The 15,768-nt window shown below is 67.6% G+C and carries 10 protein-coding genes; 7 read left to right on the plus strand and 3 right to left on the minus strand.

Translation table 11 applies throughout. The annotated features are described in order from the left end of the window. Positions 1 to 567 precede the first annotated feature (567 nt). The 6 genes from ACFWR9_RS38280 to ACFWR9_RS38305 all read left to right on the plus strand — a co-directional run bounded on the left by ACFWR9_RS38280 (position 568) and on the right by ACFWR9_RS38305 (position 11,253). Positions 568 to 2,961 (plus strand): Helicase associated domain protein, encoded by a 2,394-nt coding sequence (locus ACFWR9_RS38280; RefSeq protein ID WP_383850997.1) that lies wholly within the window; start codon positions 568 to 570, stop codon positions 2,959 to 2,961. A 57-nt stretch (positions 2,962 to 3,018) separates the two neighbouring features. Continuing rightward, positions 3,019 to 5,109 carry a telomere-associated protein Tap gene (gene tap, locus ACFWR9_RS38285; protein ID WP_383851000.1) on the plus strand — a complete coding sequence of 697 codons (2,091 nt, stop codon included), beginning with the start codon at positions 3,019 to 3,021 and terminating at the stop codon, positions 5,107 to 5,109. A gap of 3 nt (positions 5,110 to 5,112) precedes the next feature. Next, positions 5,113 to 5,670 carry a telomere-protecting terminal protein Tpg gene (gene tpg, locus ACFWR9_RS38290; RefSeq protein WP_383851003.1) on the plus strand — a complete coding sequence of 186 codons (558 nt, stop codon included), beginning with the start codon at positions 5,113 to 5,115 and terminating at the stop codon, positions 5,668 to 5,670. A 901-nt stretch (positions 5,671 to 6,571) separates the two neighbouring features. Then, positions 6,572 to 6,904, plus strand: a complete 333-nt coding sequence (locus ACFWR9_RS38295) for a hypothetical protein (protein ID WP_383851006.1) — start codon at positions 6,572 to 6,574, stop codon at positions 6,902 to 6,904. Positions 6,905 to 7,034: 130 nt separating this feature from the next. Beyond that, positions 7,035 to 8,239 (plus strand): IS3 family transposase gene (locus ACFWR9_RS38300; RefSeq protein ID WP_383851009.1). Its coding sequence is split into 2 segments (ribosomal slippage): positions 7,035 to 7,326 and positions 7,326 to 8,239, totalling 1,206 coding nucleotides; the frame shifts between segments, so codons are not numbered across the junction. A gap of 110 nt (positions 8,240 to 8,349) precedes the next feature. Further along, on the plus strand, positions 8,350 to 11,253 hold the full coding sequence (locus ACFWR9_RS38305; RefSeq protein WP_383851012.1) for a Helicase associated domain protein: 2,904 nt from the start codon (positions 8,350 to 8,352) through the stop codon (positions 11,251 to 11,253). 1 nt (position 11,254) lies between these two features. Here the strand turns inward: ACFWR9_RS38305 and ACFWR9_RS38310 are convergent, their stop codons facing one another. The 3 genes from ACFWR9_RS38310 to ACFWR9_RS38320 are packed head-to-tail and all read right to left on the minus strand — an operon-like array spanning position 11,255 to position 15,026. Beyond that, positions 11,255 to 12,928: an ADP-ribosylglycohydrolase family protein gene (locus ACFWR9_RS38310; protein WP_383851056.1), complete on the minus strand. Its 1,674-nt coding sequence runs from the start codon at positions 12,926 to 12,928 to the stop codon at positions 11,255 to 11,257. A gap of 17 nt (positions 12,929 to 12,945) precedes the next feature. Next, on the minus strand, positions 12,946 to 13,629 hold the full coding sequence (locus ACFWR9_RS38315; protein ID WP_383851015.1) for a DarT ssDNA thymidine ADP-ribosyltransferase family protein: 684 nt from the start codon (positions 13,627 to 13,629) through the stop codon (positions 12,946 to 12,948). Next, a complete protein-coding gene (locus ACFWR9_RS38320; RefSeq protein ID WP_383851018.1) occupies positions 13,626 to 15,026 on the minus strand; it encodes a 3'-5' exonuclease in 1,401 nt (466 codons plus the stop codon). Before ACFWR9_RS38320 ends, ACFWR9_RS38315 begins: the two co-directional genes overlap by 4 nt. Before the next feature lie 205 nt (positions 15,027 to 15,231). On the opposite strand from ACFWR9_RS38320, the gene ACFWR9_RS38325 reads away from it, so the two are divergent. Continuing rightward, complete coding sequence (locus tag ACFWR9_RS38325) at positions 15,232 to 15,639, plus strand: hypothetical protein (protein ID WP_383851021.1); 408 nt, start codon at positions 15,232 to 15,234, stop codon at positions 15,637 to 15,639. The last annotated feature ends 129 nt before the right edge of the window (positions 15,640 to 15,768 follow it).

Below are 15,768 nucleotides of genomic sequence, written 5' to 3' on the forward strand. Positions count from 1 at the left end.
GAGTTTTTATTACGAGCCAGGGGGGGGCGCGTTGAAAAGTGACCCATTACGGATTGCGAAATTCGAATTCCCGCGTAAACGCGGGAATGGAATTCCGTAAACGGAATTCCGACGGGAAGTCAATTCGCGCAAGCGCGAATTGACTGGCACCCGCGCTTGCGCGGGTGCCAGAGCTGGCAGTAAGGGGAGTGCATCATGTGCGGGCCTGCGTAGCTACTGGGAATCCCAGCCGCCACCCCGGCAACGGAAGTGACGGATCGTCGGCCGAACAGGTGCCGGCCCCACCGCAGTGACGGGCTCCGCTGCGCTCCACCCGAACCCCTCCCCCGTGCTCAACTGTCCGTACGGGCAACCCAACGACACCTCGTCAGCGTACACGCCAACCTGTCTCCATGGGTGGGAATCAGCCAAGTGTCATCCTGGAGGGCGAACCTCCTGCATGGGTGATGCATCATGGTAAGGCACTGTGTAGGATCTGGGAACAGACAGCACCACCCCGGACCTCTCGCCACTCCGGGATTCCCTTTCAGGTTACGGACCGCATTCCGCGAAGAGGAGAACACGGGAATGGCCGTGAAGCTGCGTGACCATCAGATCGAGGCTGTTGCGGCTATTGTGCGCGGGCTTGATGTCCCGCCGGGCGGTATTCCCGTGAATGGTCTGCGTGGTCAGGTGCACGCCGCGTGTGGGACTGGGAAGACCATCATTGCGGCTGCGTCGGCAAGGCGGATCGCACCCAAGGGGCGCATTCTCGTTCTGGTGCCGACGCTGGATCTGCTGAGTCAGACGGTGCAGGCGTGGAATGCGGCTGGGCATACGGGTCCGGCGGTCGCGGTATGTTCGCTCCAGGACGACCCGGAATTGTGGAGCCTCAAGGTCAGGAGCACGACCAATCCTGTGCAACTGGCCTTGTGGCACGGGCAGGGGCCGGTCACCATCTACGCGACGTACGCCAGTCTCGGTGTCCTCGCGGAGGCGTTCGAGGGCGCCTACGGCCAGCAGCTGGCTCCGATGGACCTGGTGTGTGTCGACGAGGCCCACAGGACAAGCGGGTCGATGGGCAAGGCCTGGGCTGCCGTGCACGACCAGGGAGTCATCCCGGCGGCGCGCCGGCTGTATCTGACGGCGACGCCGCGGATCTGGCAGGAGCGGCCCCCGAGCTGGGAGATCGCTGAGGGCGTGCGGGACGCGCTGCCCCAGGAGATGGCTGCTTCCATGGACGACGAGGACGTTTTCGGGCCCGTCCTGTACAAGCTGTCGCTGGCGTCAGCCGTGTCACGTGGCTTGCTGGCGCGGTACCAGATCATCGTGCTGGAGCTCCAGGACCCGGTCGTCACCCCGGAGCGGCTGATGGGCGAGGAGCGGCGCAGTGAGGAAGTGCGGGGACAGCGGCTCGGGGCGCTCCAGGCCGCGCTCCTGCACACCATGGCGCAGCACCGTCTGCAGACGTGCATCACCTTCCATCATCGGACGATAGAGGCTCAGGCTTATGCGGAGGGCCTGGAGCCTGTGGCGGCGAAGCTGCACGCGGACCAGCCGGAGCGGTACCCGGCGCAGATCTGGGCGGACTGGCTCTGCGGCGAGCACGTGCCCGAGCGCCGACGCGGAGTCCTGGGCAAATTCGGCATCACGGCACTGCGCGCGATTCTCTCGAATTGCCGCGTCCTGGGGGAAGGCGTTGATATTAGAGCGGTGGACAGCGTTGCCCTGTTGGACCCCAAGGGCGCGCCGCATGACATCGTCCAGGCTATCGGACGCGCTTTGCGTCAGAAGCCGGGACAGGGCAAGGTCGCCTCTCTGATCGTGCCGGTATTTCTCCAGCCCGGGGAAAAGCCGGAAGACATGTTCACCTCGGGATCGTATCGCCCGTTGGTGAAGGTATTGGAAGGCCTGCGCGCTCACGACGAAGAGGCAATCGAATTGCTTGCGATTCCGCAGGAGCCGCAGAAGGACGTCGCGCAACCGTCCCAGCACATCGGTGCGCCGCCCGAGGAAGGTGAGGACGAATCCCGCCTGCTGCTCCGCTTTGCCGCTCCCAGGGATCCGGTGATGGTCGCGGACTGGGTCAGCTTCAACGTCATCGACACCGAACGTCAGGACTGGGCCCGCGGCTGGGCGAAGCTGAAGACGTACGTCGAGCGAGTCGGGAACGCCCGCGTGCCCTACGGACACCGCGAGGGTGCGACACCTCTTGGACAGTGGGTGGCGGAGCAGCGACGGGCGTACGGGGCCGGGGAGATGAACGGGCAGCGCGCGCAGCGGCTGGAGCGGCTCGGCATGGTGTGGTCGGTGGCGGATGAGAGGTTCCAGGAGAACCTGGAAGCCGCGAAGGCGTACTACGACCAACACTGGACACTCTGCGCGCCCCGCACGGCGGCCATGCTGGATAGACCATTGGGGATGTGGCTCGCGAATTTGCGGCGTCCTGGTGCGCTGGACGACCACCCCGAATGGAAGACAGCACTGGAAGCCGTGGACGAGGACTGGAACCCCGAGTGGCCGGCGGACTGGCAACGGCACTACGCCGCGCTGCGCGAACTGATGGCCGACGAAGAGGGCCAAGCAGAGGTCCTGCCCGGGTTCACGGTCCACGGCATGGACATCGGGAAATGGCTGACCCGGCAGCAGAAACCGGCGGTCTGGCAGGCCCTGACCGTCGGGCAACGCGAGCGCTTGGAGCAGCTCGGCATCACACCACCCGCCCCGGAGCCGGAAGCGCCCGCGAAGCCGTCCACCACGCCCGTGGGAGCCTTCGAGAAAGGCGTAGCGGCCCTGGCGCAGTACAAGGCCCGCACCGGCTCCGTGACAGTACCCAGGGCCCACGTAGAGCGGCTGGAGGGCGGGACAGAAGTCCGACTCGGAGTGTTCCTCAGCAACAGCAAAAGCCGCCGCGCGAAGCTCACCGTCGACAAACTCGCCGCGCTTGCCGTGCTGGGGTTGGAGTGGGCACGGGAAGGTTAAGAAGTGGGCTAAGTTTTTGGTTAAGCAGTATCTGGTCCTGACGTGAAGGTGCAGGGAATGGCATCTGAGGAAGAGCTGTTCGCGTCCGTCGACGCTCTGTTGAACGAGGAGCCGCATCTCCCGCCTCCGGCGGAGCGTGCCCGGCTTCGTGAGGCCGCCGGCATCACCCAGGCCCGCCTCGCCACCGCGTTGAAGACGACGACCCAGTCGGTGAAGAACTGGGAGAACGGCCGCTCGGAGCCGAAGTCGCCGCGCCTGGAGGCCTACCAGCGGCTGCTGAACGGGTGGGCCGCGAAGTACCCGGCCCACGGAGCTCCCGCTGTCACGCCCGCCCCGGCTCCCGCGCTCAGCCCGGAGCCGGTTGCGGAGACGTTCACCGGCCCGGCCGCGCCCGAGGCGCCCGCCGTAGTGGAGGCGCCCGTCGTCCAGGCTGAGTCGGCGACGTCGCGCCGTCCGGCGAACAAGCGTGCCGCGCCTGTAGCCGACTCACGGTTCCCGCATGGTCCGCTCGCGGTGCTGGACGGTGACGGTTCCGCGTACGGCGTGGGCGGCATCGTGCTCGACTGCCCCGCGCGCACGGTGCCGGAGTTGGTGGAGTGGACGCTGCGCGAGTCCGGCCTCGGAGCCGCGAAGCTCAACCGGTACGGCAAGGACTCCGACCCGCTGATCGTGCTCACCGCCGCAGCCGCCGTGAAGCTGGGGCTGCCGCAGCGCCTGGAGGGCCACGAGCAGCGCCGCTCCCTGCGCCTGCCCGAGGACCACCCGGTGGTCAAACAGGTGGTGAAGGCGAAGTGGCAGCTGACGCAGCGTGGGTTCGGGCCGTGGGCGCGGATCTACCGCAAGGCCCAGGGGCGCGAGCGGCAGTGCGTGCAACTCGCGATCCTGTCCTGGGACGCCCTTGATGAGCGGTCTTGGCCCGGAGTCTCCGAGATGGAGCCGGCCGACATCGCCCGCGTCCTCAGTGTGTACGCGACCCGGGTTATCACCCCGCGCGGGTCGACGGCCGTGTCGGGCCTGGAGCTGATGACGGCGCTGCGCCCGCCGACGAAGGCCGTGCAGGACCCGGCAACCGGAAACTGGGTGTCCGGCTACAACCCGGGCTCGCTGGGGACGGAGCCGATGGACCCGGCGCCGCCGGAGGCCACCCCGGAGCACCCCGTCGTCGTGGACTCCGGCTGGAGTGGCGGGTTCCTCAACGAGGAGGCGTACCAGTGGGTGCGCTCGGTGGACCTGCTGACGGATGAGGAGTGCACACTGCCCTTCACGGTCGGCCTGGACCTCAACACCGCCTTCCTCGCCGCCGCGGCCCGCCTGGTCGTCGGCCTCTCCGCCCCCGACCACTTCCACGCCCCGAAGTTCAACCCGAAGATCCCCGGCTCGTGGCTGGTCGACCTCTCCCCCATCGAGCTGGACCCGCGCCTGCCGTCGCCGTTCACGCCGACCGGCGAGCGGCCGACGGGCCCGGCCTGGTACCAGACGCACACCGTCGCCTACGCCCAGGAGCTCGGCTACGACGTCCACCCGATCGAGGCGTACCTGCGCCGCGAAACCGGCGCCTACCTGGATCCGTGGCACGACCGGCTCAAGACCGCCTATGTCGACACCCTCGCCGACCTCGGTGTCACCCGGGACCTGGACGATCGCGCGTTCCTCGCGGCGATGGAGCGGCACAAGGACGTCGACCCGGCTCTGGCGGCCGTCCTGTCCGCTATCAAGGCCACGGTGAAGGGCGGCGTGGGCAAGCTCAGGGAGCGCCCGCAGGGCAAGTCCTACAAGGAGGGCGAGCGGTGGCCGGCCCTTCAGCGGCCCACCTGGCGCCCCGACATCCGCGCCGCCGTCATCTCCAAAGCGCGGGTCAACATGCACCGCAAGCTGGGCAACATGGCGAAGATGACGGGCCTGTTCCCGCTCGCCGTGCTGTCCGACTGCGTCGTCTACCCCTCGCCGGGGGAGAGCCCGCTGGACTTCCTGCCCTACGCCGCGTCCGGTAAGCCGCAGCCCGGCGGATTCCGCCTCGGGCCTACGCCCGGTCTGGCGAAACTGGAGGGCGTCCAGTCGATGCTGTGGGCGGTCGACCTGATGGAGAAGGGCTACAACCCGGCCCGGCACATCAAGGGCGGCGACGCCGTCCTCGACGAAGGCGAGTAGACCGTGGCAGAGATCGACGACGCCATCGAACGCGCCGACCGGGAAGCCTTCACCCGCCAACCGCCCAAGACCCTCCAGGCCCGCATCAACTTCCTGATGAAGCAGCTCAAGACGACCAAGGCCGTCGCGGCGGAGCTCGGGGTCAGCCAGCGGTCGGTGGAGCGCTACCGCAAAGGCGAACGCAAGCACCCGCCCAAGGCAATCGCTGACCGGATCGACGACGCAGTACGGCAGCGGTGGCAGCCGCAGGTGCGCAAGCGTCGGCAGAAGCAAGCCGCGGCCTCCGGCGGGATCACGGTGGAGACCAGGGCCCGCTTCGGTTACACCGCGCCCATCGGCACGACCGACGACGGACGCTTCCGCCGACTCACCGTGCACCTTCCCCCTGCGTACGCGCAACGCCTGTTCGACGCCCGCAACACAGGCGCCAGCGACCGGGAGATGCGGGGGATCATCGCCGAGGGATTCAAAGAGATCTACTTCCAAGACGGTGGAGGCCGCGCCATGGGACTCTCCGACGTCACCCTCAACGACATCGACTACCTCGACCTCGACTACTGACCTGGCGCCGGCCGCAAGCCCGGCACCGGCTTGTGTGACTGAGCGTTTCAGTTGATGATTTCGTGCCTGGGGCGGCGGGACTGAGTGCCCCGTTAGCGGGCGAACTCGATCGGGTCCATTCCGGTGTGAAGCGTGGGCTCGGCTCATTCCGGGTGGGCATGATGGGCGGATGCCGAGCACCGACACTCTGCCGCCGACGCTGCCGAACCGCTGCTCCCTGTGCGTGATGCGCACGGTGAGCGGGCCGGTGCCGGACGCGATCGGCCGGTACTCGTTGGCCTACGGCTCGCAGTACCGCTGTTCAGGGTGCGACGCATGGCTGTGCGCGGACTGCGGCAACCGGTTCGTAGCAGGCGCAGGTGTCCGCTGCGGTGGGTGCTCCAACCCGCAGGAGTCGGAGGGGACGCAGAGATTCCCTCCCTCTGTCATGCTCCCCGAGCCGGTGGGCGAGGCGACGTGCACCCGAATGACGAAGAGCACGGCGCGCCGCTGTCAGAGCAGGCCCACTGACTGGCCCGCGATCACGGGAGAGCCGGCGCCCGTTACTGCCTGTTGGACCCATCTCAGTGACGAGGAGCGCGAGAACTGCATCCGAGCCCGGAACCTCAGAAACGCGGAACGGGCAAGGATCTGGGCGGAGGAAGAGCCGGAACGGCAACGCCGGACTGCCGAAGCGGAAGCAGAACGGCACGCGCGGCTGGCATCGTGCCCGTGCGACGAGCAGTTGCCCAGAGAAGTGGGAATGCACTCTGTGGGCTTCCCCGCACCGAACCGCTGTAAGGGGTGCGGCTCGTGGCTGTGCGCGTCGTGCGATCGGGTACGTGTGCCGGCCGAAGGCGCACAGTGCGACTCCTGCCGCCCACAAGCCACCAAATCCGCATGCAACGGTGACCACGCAGACTTGGGCAGCCCCTACTACCGGATCACTGTGGGTGGCCTGGAGTGCTTCGAAGAGGCCATGCGCCTGATGATTCGCGCAGGGGCACACAACGGTGGCAGTTCACGCGTTTTCGCAGTTCACCTACCGATCTGCGCTAGTCAGGCGGAAGCGCTGGAGGTCCTGAAGACGTTCGACCGTGGATCGGACAAGGGGAGCATTGAGGTGGTGCTGGTTCCCGAAGGCACTGCGGCGACGGTCGACCCGGGCTTGCCGGAGCCGGATCTGTCCGGCCTGGGGGACATCGACAGCTGGTGGTATGCCAACGGATACCCAGCTGGCGGCAAGAGGCGTTGACCCTGTGATCCGGGTCAGAGGCAACTACGCGCAGACTCGCCAACGAAATACTCGGTTACAGCTTGGGCCTTGACCCCTGATGTTGGACACACGAGACACTGGGTCCTGAGGATCTGAGAACGGACATCTCGTGGTCCTGAAGAACTACCCGCCGGAGTTCAAGGCGGACGCGGTCGCGCTGTACGAGTCGCGGCCCGAGGCGACGATCAGGTCGGTCGCCGCCGATCTGGGGATCAACCCGGAGACCCTGCGGAACTGGGTCCGGGCAGCCGGCGTGAGCCGGCCCCGGGGTCGCCGGGCAGAGGCGCCCGTCGAGCCGCCCACGCCGCTGGAGGCGGAGAACGCTGCCCTGCGCAAGAAGGTCCGTGAACTGGAGGAAGAACGCGAGATCCTGCGCAAGGCGGCCAAGTATTTCGCCGGGGAGACACGCTGGTGAACCGCTTCCAGTGCGTCGCCGACCTCCAGCGCCGTTACGGCGTGAAGCGGCTCTGCAGCATCCTCGGCGTCGCCCGCTCAAGCTTCTACTACTGGCGGCGGACGGCCGCCGACCGGGCCGCACGGCAGGCGGCCGACGCCCACCTGGCGGCCCGGATACGGGCCGTGCACCACGAGTCGGACGGCACCTACGGAGCCCCGCGCATCACCGCCGAGCTCCGCGAGGAGAGCGGCGAGGCGATCAACCACAAGCGCGTCGCCCGGATCATGCGGGCGTCCGGGATCGAAGGAATCCGGTTGCGCCGCCGGCACCGCACCACCGTCCCCGACCCGGCCGCCGCCAAGGCGCCGGACCTGATCGGCCGCGACGTCACCGCCCAGGCCCCGAACACGAAGTACGTCGGCGACATCACCTACCTGCCCATCGAGGGCGGGAAGTTCTGCTACCTGGCGACCGTCATCGACCTCGCATCACGCCGTCTGGCCGGATGGGCGATCGCCGACCACATGCGCACGGACCTCGTGACCGACGCCCTGGCCGCGGCGATCCGCACCCGCGGAAGCCTCGCCGGATCGATCATGCACACCGATCACGGAGCCCAGTACACGAGCAGGGCCTTCGCCCAAGCCTGCAGGTCAGCAGGGCTCCGGCGAAGCATGAGCGCGGTCGGTTCCAGCGCGGACAACGCGCTCGCCGAGTCCTTCAACGCGACCTTCAAACGCGAGACGCTCCAAGGACGAAAGAGCTGGCCAACCGCGCGCGAGGCCCGACTCGACGCGTTCAGATGGCTCCACCGCTACAACACCCGCCGCCGTCACTCCCGTCTCGGACAACGATCACCGATCGCTTTCGAGGACGCCCTCCAACTCACACCAACTACGCTGGCACCAGCCGCGTAACCCGTGTCCAGGATTCGGGGACAAGGCCCCTTGTTGAGCCGAAGCACGATAAGTATCACAAGCGACGGAATGGGTGGGGGAAGCCTTTGCTGGCTGCGGGTGCCTTTCGGGTGGCTCCCCTGCAGGGTGAGATGACGCTGTCGTTCCTTGGGCGGATCGCGGACAGGTACGGCCTGACGGTGCGGAGTCTGCTGTCGTCGGTTACCGAAGTGGGCGGCCAGCAGGACGTCGTCGGGGCTCAGCAGGGCGACAGTGAGGTGTTCTTGAACCCCGCGGCCCGGGACCCGGTCTCGGCGCTGTGTCGTGTGCCGCAGGTGGGCTTACGCCGTGCGTTGCCGGCCTGGACGCGGGAGGAGCCGCTGGGCCCCTCGCAGGAGGGGCCGGCGGCGCGGCTCCGCAACGGGGTGGAGACGGTTGCCGCCTGGGGTCCGGCGTGCCCGGGCTGTGTGGCTGCGCGGACCGGTCGCGTTGCGCCAGCCCGGGTGTACCTGGCGGCGCACCAGCGGGTCTGCCCACGTCACCGGTGCTGGCTGATGGGCGTGCCTGGCAGCGGGGGCCGTGTCGTGGGGTTGGCCGGATGCCCGGAGGTGGTCCAGGCGCAGGAGGATCACCTCCGGCTGCTGCGCCGCTGTCCCGTCGCTGGTTCGGCGTTCGAGGTTGCTGAGGCGGTCACAGCCTGGTGGTGGGCGCAAAAGTGGCCGGAAGAAACTCTGTGGCAGGCACGGCTGTGTGCGACGGTTCCGGAGGGCGAGGAGCCGGGGCGGTGGCGAGTCCTGGCCCGTGGCTTGGTCACCTATCCGGAGACGGTGGCCGTTGGCAAGATGTTGGTAGACCAGACGATGAGGCGCCGCATCACAACCCAGGTGCGCGGCCACCTTCCTTTCTGCCTGGGTGACCTTCCCGTGCTCATCGATGAGCTGGCGTGCTGTCTGCGGCGGCCTTGGCTCGCTGATCGCCTGGCATCGTGCATGGACGGACCGCTGTTCGCCTGGGCGCACCAGTGCAGCAAGGCGGCGGTAGTGCCCGATGGCGACGGGCAGCGGTTGCTGTGGAAGGTCCATCCCGCGCACCGGCCTCGTCCCTTGGCTGAGGAACTCGCCCAGCACCTGCGGGAGATGGCCGGCGGTGAAGCCGCAGAGGCTCCGCCCACCAAACGGCGGCGCGGGCACAGCCGCCAGGCCGACGAGGCCTTCAAAGCGGGCCTGACTCGTGCCCGGGCCTACGCGGCTGCGCGGGGGCATCTGGCCACACGGGCGGACACGCTCCAGGACGGCTTTCCTCTGGGGGCGTGGATGACCAACCAGCGCATGCTCCGTCTGGGGATGCCTGCCTGGCGCAGCACCGCGCTGCGGGCACTGGACCCGTACTGGGACACGCCGTGGCCGACCCTGTGGCAGCGCACCTACCACCAGGCCAGGTGCCACGTCGCGGAACAGGGCCCGTTGGATGCGCGGGGAGGATTTCCCGGTACCGGCCTCAGCCTGGGCGAGTGGCTGTACCTCCAGTGCACCCGGTATCCGGATCTGCATCCTGAGCAGCAACGGCTCCTTGCACAGCTGGGCATCGATGCCGAGGCGGCTCGGGATGCCCGGCCCCGGCGTCGCAGTCAGCGCGCCGGGGAGCAAGAGGCGCTCGCCCATGCCCGGGCCTGGGCTCTGGAGCACGGAAGCCTGGCGGGAGTCAGTGTCAGCACCGTGCATGAGGACTACCCACTGGGCCGGTGGCTTTCCGACAGGCGCGGCCAGATGGGGCGCGGAGTGCTGTCGCCAGACCGTGCCGAGGCTTTGACATGGATCGACCCGTGGTGGCGGCCGCCCTGGCACTTGTGCTGGCAGCGTTCCTACGAGCACGCGCGCCAACAGCTCCAACAGGCGGGGGGCGGGGAGATGCTTGCGAGCTTAGTGCTCATGGACAGGCAGGCGCAGGAGTGGTTGCGCATCCAACAGCGCCGCTACCACCTCCTCCTGCCGGGCCAGCACGATCTCCTCGACCAGCTCGGTCTGAAGCCTGAGACGGCCATCGCCGACGTACCGGCCGCCACGGCCAGTGCCTCTGTTGCACCCTTGCGGGCCCCGGGTGGCCCACAAGGTGACGCGGAAGGTGCGGAAGCAGTGGGAGGCCTTCCCGCGGTCGCGCAGCAGAGGCCGCTGGGGGTTCCCCGGCTCGGACAGCGCCCCGACCACCGTGCCGGGTTCGAAAGCGCGCTGGTGCACGCCCGGGCCTGGGCCGACGTCCATGGGCACCTGGCCGTTCCACGCGATACACGGCAGAGCGGATTCGCGCTCGGAATGTGGCTGTTCGGCCAGCGCAACCGCGCCAAGCAGCGCGCCCGGAAAGGCGAGCCCGCCTCACCACACCTCGGACAACTGGCCGCGATCGATCCGTGGTGGAACCCGCCGTGGGACCTGCACTGGCAGCGCAACTACTACCGCGCCCGCGACTGCATACGTGCCGGCCGCAGAGCCGACACGGTGGGCGTCCTTCCCGTCGGGAAGGACGCCCTGGGTATCTGGGTCAAGCGACAGTGCACCCTCTACGACAGCCTCCACCCCGGCCAGCAGCACCTGCTCACCGCTATCGGCATCACCCCCGAGGCCGCCCGGGCGCGGGTCGGCCCGCGGCGTGACTTCCGCCGACTGACCACCACGCCGCGCTTCGATACCGACGTCGCCCATGCCCGCTCCTACAGGGCCCAGCACGGACACCTTGCTGCCCACGCCAGCGAGCAGCACGAAGGCTTCCCGATCGGGCGCTGGCTGGCCGGACACCGCCAACGCGCCCGCAAGAAGACCGGGACATCGCCTCAAGCCCGGGTCCTGGCAGGCCTGGACCCGTGGTGGAACCCACCCTGGCCGATGCGGTGGCAGTACGCCTACCACCACACCCGTGCTCACCCCGATACCCCACGGGCAACACGATGGATCACCACCCAACGCCAGGCATGGCGGCTCCTGCATCGTGACCAGCAGCAACTCCTGGCCGACATCGGCATCAGCGTGGACAGGCAGCTCTAGTTCAGCGACGGCGCTCCTGCTCGCTGTGGTACGCACGAGCCAGGAGTCCAGCGAACGCAGCGGCCCGCTCGACGCCGTACCGACCACCTCGGATCTGATGAAGCAACGCCCGGCCTACCTGCTCGGGAGTGAACCCGTTTCTCGCCAGCTCTTGAACGATCTCCTCAATGGACGGTGGTGCCTGCCGGTGGGCGCGCTCGCTCACAGCATCAGGTGCAGTCCCGGCAAGGACGGGCCTTTGATCGGCGGATGCGGCAGCCTGCACCGGAGCGTCGAAGAGGGGTTGCTGCTCTTTCGGGACGTCTGCAGCCCGCCGGCTCCGCGGTGGTCGCACATCCCCCGGGAGCAGGTTCTCATCCAGAGGCCTGAGATCCTGCCTGGCGCGGACAAGGACGCTCTGGCCGAACGGCAAAGTGCCCCACACGTATGTGGCCTGGTTACTTGCTGTCGGTTTATCCGCAGGCGTGAGGGGCCCCAGACCGGCCAGTGCCGGCCCCATTGGCGTGTGGCCTACGAGATCGAGCGTGGCCTTGGGCGGACTCCAGCGCAGAAGGTCTGGGTAGGCGAATGTGGAGGCTTCACGCCCTTGAGAAATGTCCCACATGCGGCGTGCTTCGGAGTCGATTACCTGGACATCTTGCACGGTGCCAGGTGGGGGGCCTGCCGTGACGACGCCTAGAAGAGCGCCAGCCATGGTGGCGATCGTGTCGGTGTCCGAGCCGAGAGTGTTAGCGGCAAGGAGCAGGCCGGCTTCTGAGGAATCGGCATAGGCATGTGCCAGAACCGCGGCAAGCAGAGTGGTGACTGTGCCTGATCCACGCGTTGCGTCGTCAAAGCCGCCCCACCGCTGCACCAGGGCAGCGTAGGTCTCTGTTGTAAGGGGCGTTGTGGGGTCGAAGGCCTCGAGTGCTGCGCGGCATTCGCTGGCGACGGTGACGGCGGCCGAGCGGAAGTCGATGCCAGCGGCATCACTCCACGTGGGTAGCCACAGATATGCAAGTTCGTCGTCTTTTGCGATGACGTCCGGTACCTGCTCCAGCCAATCGACTGCGGGGCGCCACTGCTTGGGCCCGGGAACTTCATTGGTGTCCAGGGTGTGGGCCAGCAGGACGGCGTGCAGGACGGCGCCGAGGATGCCTCGCGGGTGTCCGTGGGTGCTGACTGCGTTGCGTACGACGTCGCGGGTGATGTTGTCCCAGTTGGCGAGGTCCCGTGCGGACCAGACGTGGGGCTGGATACGCATAGCAGCACCGTTGCCGCCGATGTCGACGTAGCGGGCGGCCTTGGTGGCGAAGATGTTCTGCGACCACTTGGCCTCGATCCGCATCAAACCGGTGGCTGCCGCTTTGGTCCCGCGGCCGGCGCCGAGGGCGTAGGCCTGCCAGGCAACGACTTCGATCTTCGCGAATGCCTCGGCGTCGAATTCTCCGTCTCCGCGAATGGCGCGTGAAGTTGCAAGGCGCAGTTGGGTGTCATCGGAGTACGCGCCTGCGGGGAGAGGCATGTCGCGTCCGTAGCGGCCTCCCACGCGCCTCTTCCAGGGCACGGTCGCGGTGACTTCATCCTGTCCGATGCGTCGTCGCACACCGGTGGTGTCGGTCAGTTCGGTGATGAAGCCGAGTGCATCTCCGTACGCCGCCCACTGGGCTGAGGCGCGTACTGCCTCCCATTGCATGGCGCTCACCGTAGTCCTTACCTGCCGAACGTGACCGGGTCGACGATGATGTCGACCTCATCATGTCCGCTGACACTGACAATGGCCTCGGCCTTCGCTGCGTCTTCGTCGGTGAGGACGTAGATGCGCTGCAGGTGTCGGGTTGAGACGGCCTGCGGGTAGAGCACTTCGGCCTGGGGATTGGTCGGGAGGTGGGGCGCTCGGTCCCAGCGCGGCATCGTCTTGTTGAAGCCTTTGGGGACGCGGTCAGCGAAGAGGGCTTCGGCTCCGGGCAGTCCCTCGATGGGGGTGATGCCTTCGTATCCCATGTTGCCTGGGGCGAACAGGACGCCGGGGTGCGTCATGATCACTGGATCGAAGCTGAGGACAGCCCAGAACAGGTCTTCGTTCGCCCACCAGTCTTCGCTGCTGATGCGCAGGAAGCGGTGGTTGGGCTCGCTGATGCTGAGGTTCACGTACCGCCAGTATTTCGGGTCCTCGCGGCGCCACTTGGAGTTCTCGTGGTAGATGCTCTCGAGGTACTCGTCTTGGGCAAGAAGCGCCCGAGCTTTGCACAGCCGCCGCACGAGGATGCCGAGCAGACCACGGTTGGTGGTGAAGTGCACCACTTCGGTGATCTTTCGTTCCTGGATGAGCGTGCTGATTCCCTCAGTGTGTATTTCGCCATCCGATGTGGGCGGACTCGGCTCTGTGGTGGTCATACGGCCTTCACGTCATAGGCGTCCGGGTCCATGCAGGCGATGAGGTCGCTGGCCTCGGAAGGCTTGTAAGTGATGGTCAAGGTCTTGCGGGCCCGTCCAGCGGACATGGCCAGCAGGCGCAGGTGCGCGTCTCGCTCGCTGTCACCGGGCTCAGTGGCGTGCGGCATGACCTCGCTGCTGAGGCCGACGATGATCACATGGTCGAACTCCAGGCCCTTTGCGGAGTGCATGGTCGACAGCGCCACGTTCACCGGGCCGGTGGGCCATTCCCCGGTACGCGTGAGCGGGACCCAGGCCAGCCCGGCTGTATTCAGGCGTGCCTTGACCTCGCTGAACCAGCCGCCGCCCTTGGCATGGAGGATGACGACGGACTCGTCGTTCTCCGGGCCGAGGTCGTTGAGGAACTGCACGACGTGGTCCATCTGCTGGGTGAAGGTTCCCTGGACCAGCAAGGGCTTATCGCCGTCCTCCCCGCACGAGGAGAGGTCCGGGATCGCGGCGTCGTCCGTGGTCTCTACGTCGCGCAGCAGGGGGGCGGCGAAGGCAGCGATCTGCCGAGTGTTGCGGAAGTTCTTCGACAGCAGTTTGCTGTTGTGCGGCCCCACGCTCAAGCCGACTTCAGCCCAGGTGAAGCGCTGGGGATAGATGCGCTGGGCCGCGTCGAGGACGAACGTGAGGGTGTGCTCGTCGGTGACGTGGTTGAGGACCGCCCGGACCTGGTTGGCGGAAAAGTCCTGGGCCTCGTCCACAACGACGACGTGGTACGGGTCGTCGGCCCGCTTGGCAGCCATGGCGTTGGCCAGGTCGGACCAGTCCCAGGCCTGCTGCTCCTTCTTCCACTCCTGGAAAGGAAGGATCACCTCGTCCAGCAGCCGACGGCGCAGAGAGGCCGGCATGCGCGGGGAGCGGCCACGGCCCTGCCGCTCGCACTCGATGTACTCGGCCAGGCGGTCCGGCATGAAGCGGCCCAGGACATAGTCCACTTCAGAGCGTACAAAGTCCTCGGACAGAGGCAGGGCCGCGGCCAGGGCGTCCAGCTTTCCGTTGTGCTCGTGCTCTTGAAGGATCCGCTCGTAGGGCACGCGGTCGGTGGCCCACTTGGCGAAGGTGGAGATCGTCAGCTCGACGTCGTTGCCCTTGATCTGTTCCTTGGTCAGTTCTTCGATGTAGCCGCGCAGAGTCTTGTTGTAGGTGAGGACCAGGACGCGGACGGGGCCGTCGATGAAGCCGTCACGGCGGCGCCGCTGCCAGTACCGGACGGTGAACTTCAGCCGGTAGAGGGCGGTGGTGGTCTTGCCGCTGCCAGCGGCACCACGTACGACGAACACCCCCGGCTTGTGATTGGTGATCACGGTGAGCTGCTCGCTCGTCGGCTGCGTCGGCCTGAGAACCTTCACCCGCGCGTCCCCTCCCCAAGACTCGCTCCCCCCGTACCTGAGGCCATGTTAGAAGTCGGCACCACCAGGCAGGCTGAAGATCGGACAGGCATTCTGTCGCATGATTACGGTTAGCGATACACCGCTCACCCGTTCGAGTGACGGAAACTGATCAGGGCTCCCCAGAAACGCCCACCCGGATCGGTGAACACGAGACCGTGGTGGAGTGAACCAGCATCACGGCCTCCTGCGGACAGCTCCCCTGCAGGGGGAGACGACCTCGTCGCTGATCTGCCGCATCGCCAGCCGCTACGGGATGGAAGCGAAGGCGTTGCGGTCGTACTGGACATGGCGCAACTACCCGCCAGGGCACGACGGCGGGGGCGCACGGGCCGACGCCGAGGTACTGCTGAACGCAGCCGGACGGCAGCTCCTGGCAGGCCTGTGCGGCGTCGAGGAAGACGTCCTGGCGCGGGCGTTGTCCTCCTGGGGGCAGGAGGACTCCAAGCTGTCGGCCGGAAAGAACCGGGTGCCGGCGGCGGCGTGGCGGACCGGGGGGGCACGGTCGCCGGGCCAGCGGCGTTCGGCTGCCGCCTGTGCGCGGCCCGGCGCACGGGGACGGTCGTGCGGGTAGTGCGGTACGCGCCGCGATGGGAGCGGGTGTGTGTCCGGCACGGGCGGTGGCTTCTGGACGCGGATGCCGACCAGCCTCTTGAGTATCTGGACGTGCGGGGTGTGCCGGAAGTGGCCGCGGCGCAGCGAC

Origin of the sequence: Streptomyces sp. NPDC058534, assembly GCF_042717365.1 — a bacterium.
Taxonomy (GTDB): Bacteria; Actinomycetota; Actinomycetes; order Streptomycetales; family Streptomycetaceae; genus Streptomyces.

Excerpts from the sequence above, each read along its gene's own strand:
- ACFWR9_RS38280 (WP_383850997.1), top strand. The coding sequence starts at position 568 with ATGGCCGTGAAGCTGCGTGACCATCAGATCGAGGCTGTTGCGGCTATT.
- tap (WP_383851000.1), top strand. The coding sequence starts at position 3,019 with ATGGCATCTGAGGAAGAGCTGTTCGCGTCCGTCGACGCTCTGTTGAAC.
- ACFWR9_RS38310 (WP_383851056.1), bottom strand. The coding sequence starts at position 12,928 with ATGCAATGGGAGGCAGTACGCGCCTCAGCCCAGTGGGCGGCGTACGGA.
- ACFWR9_RS38315 (WP_383851015.1), bottom strand. The coding sequence starts at position 13,629 with ATGACCACCACAGAGCCGAGTCCGCCCACATCGGATGGCGAAATACAC.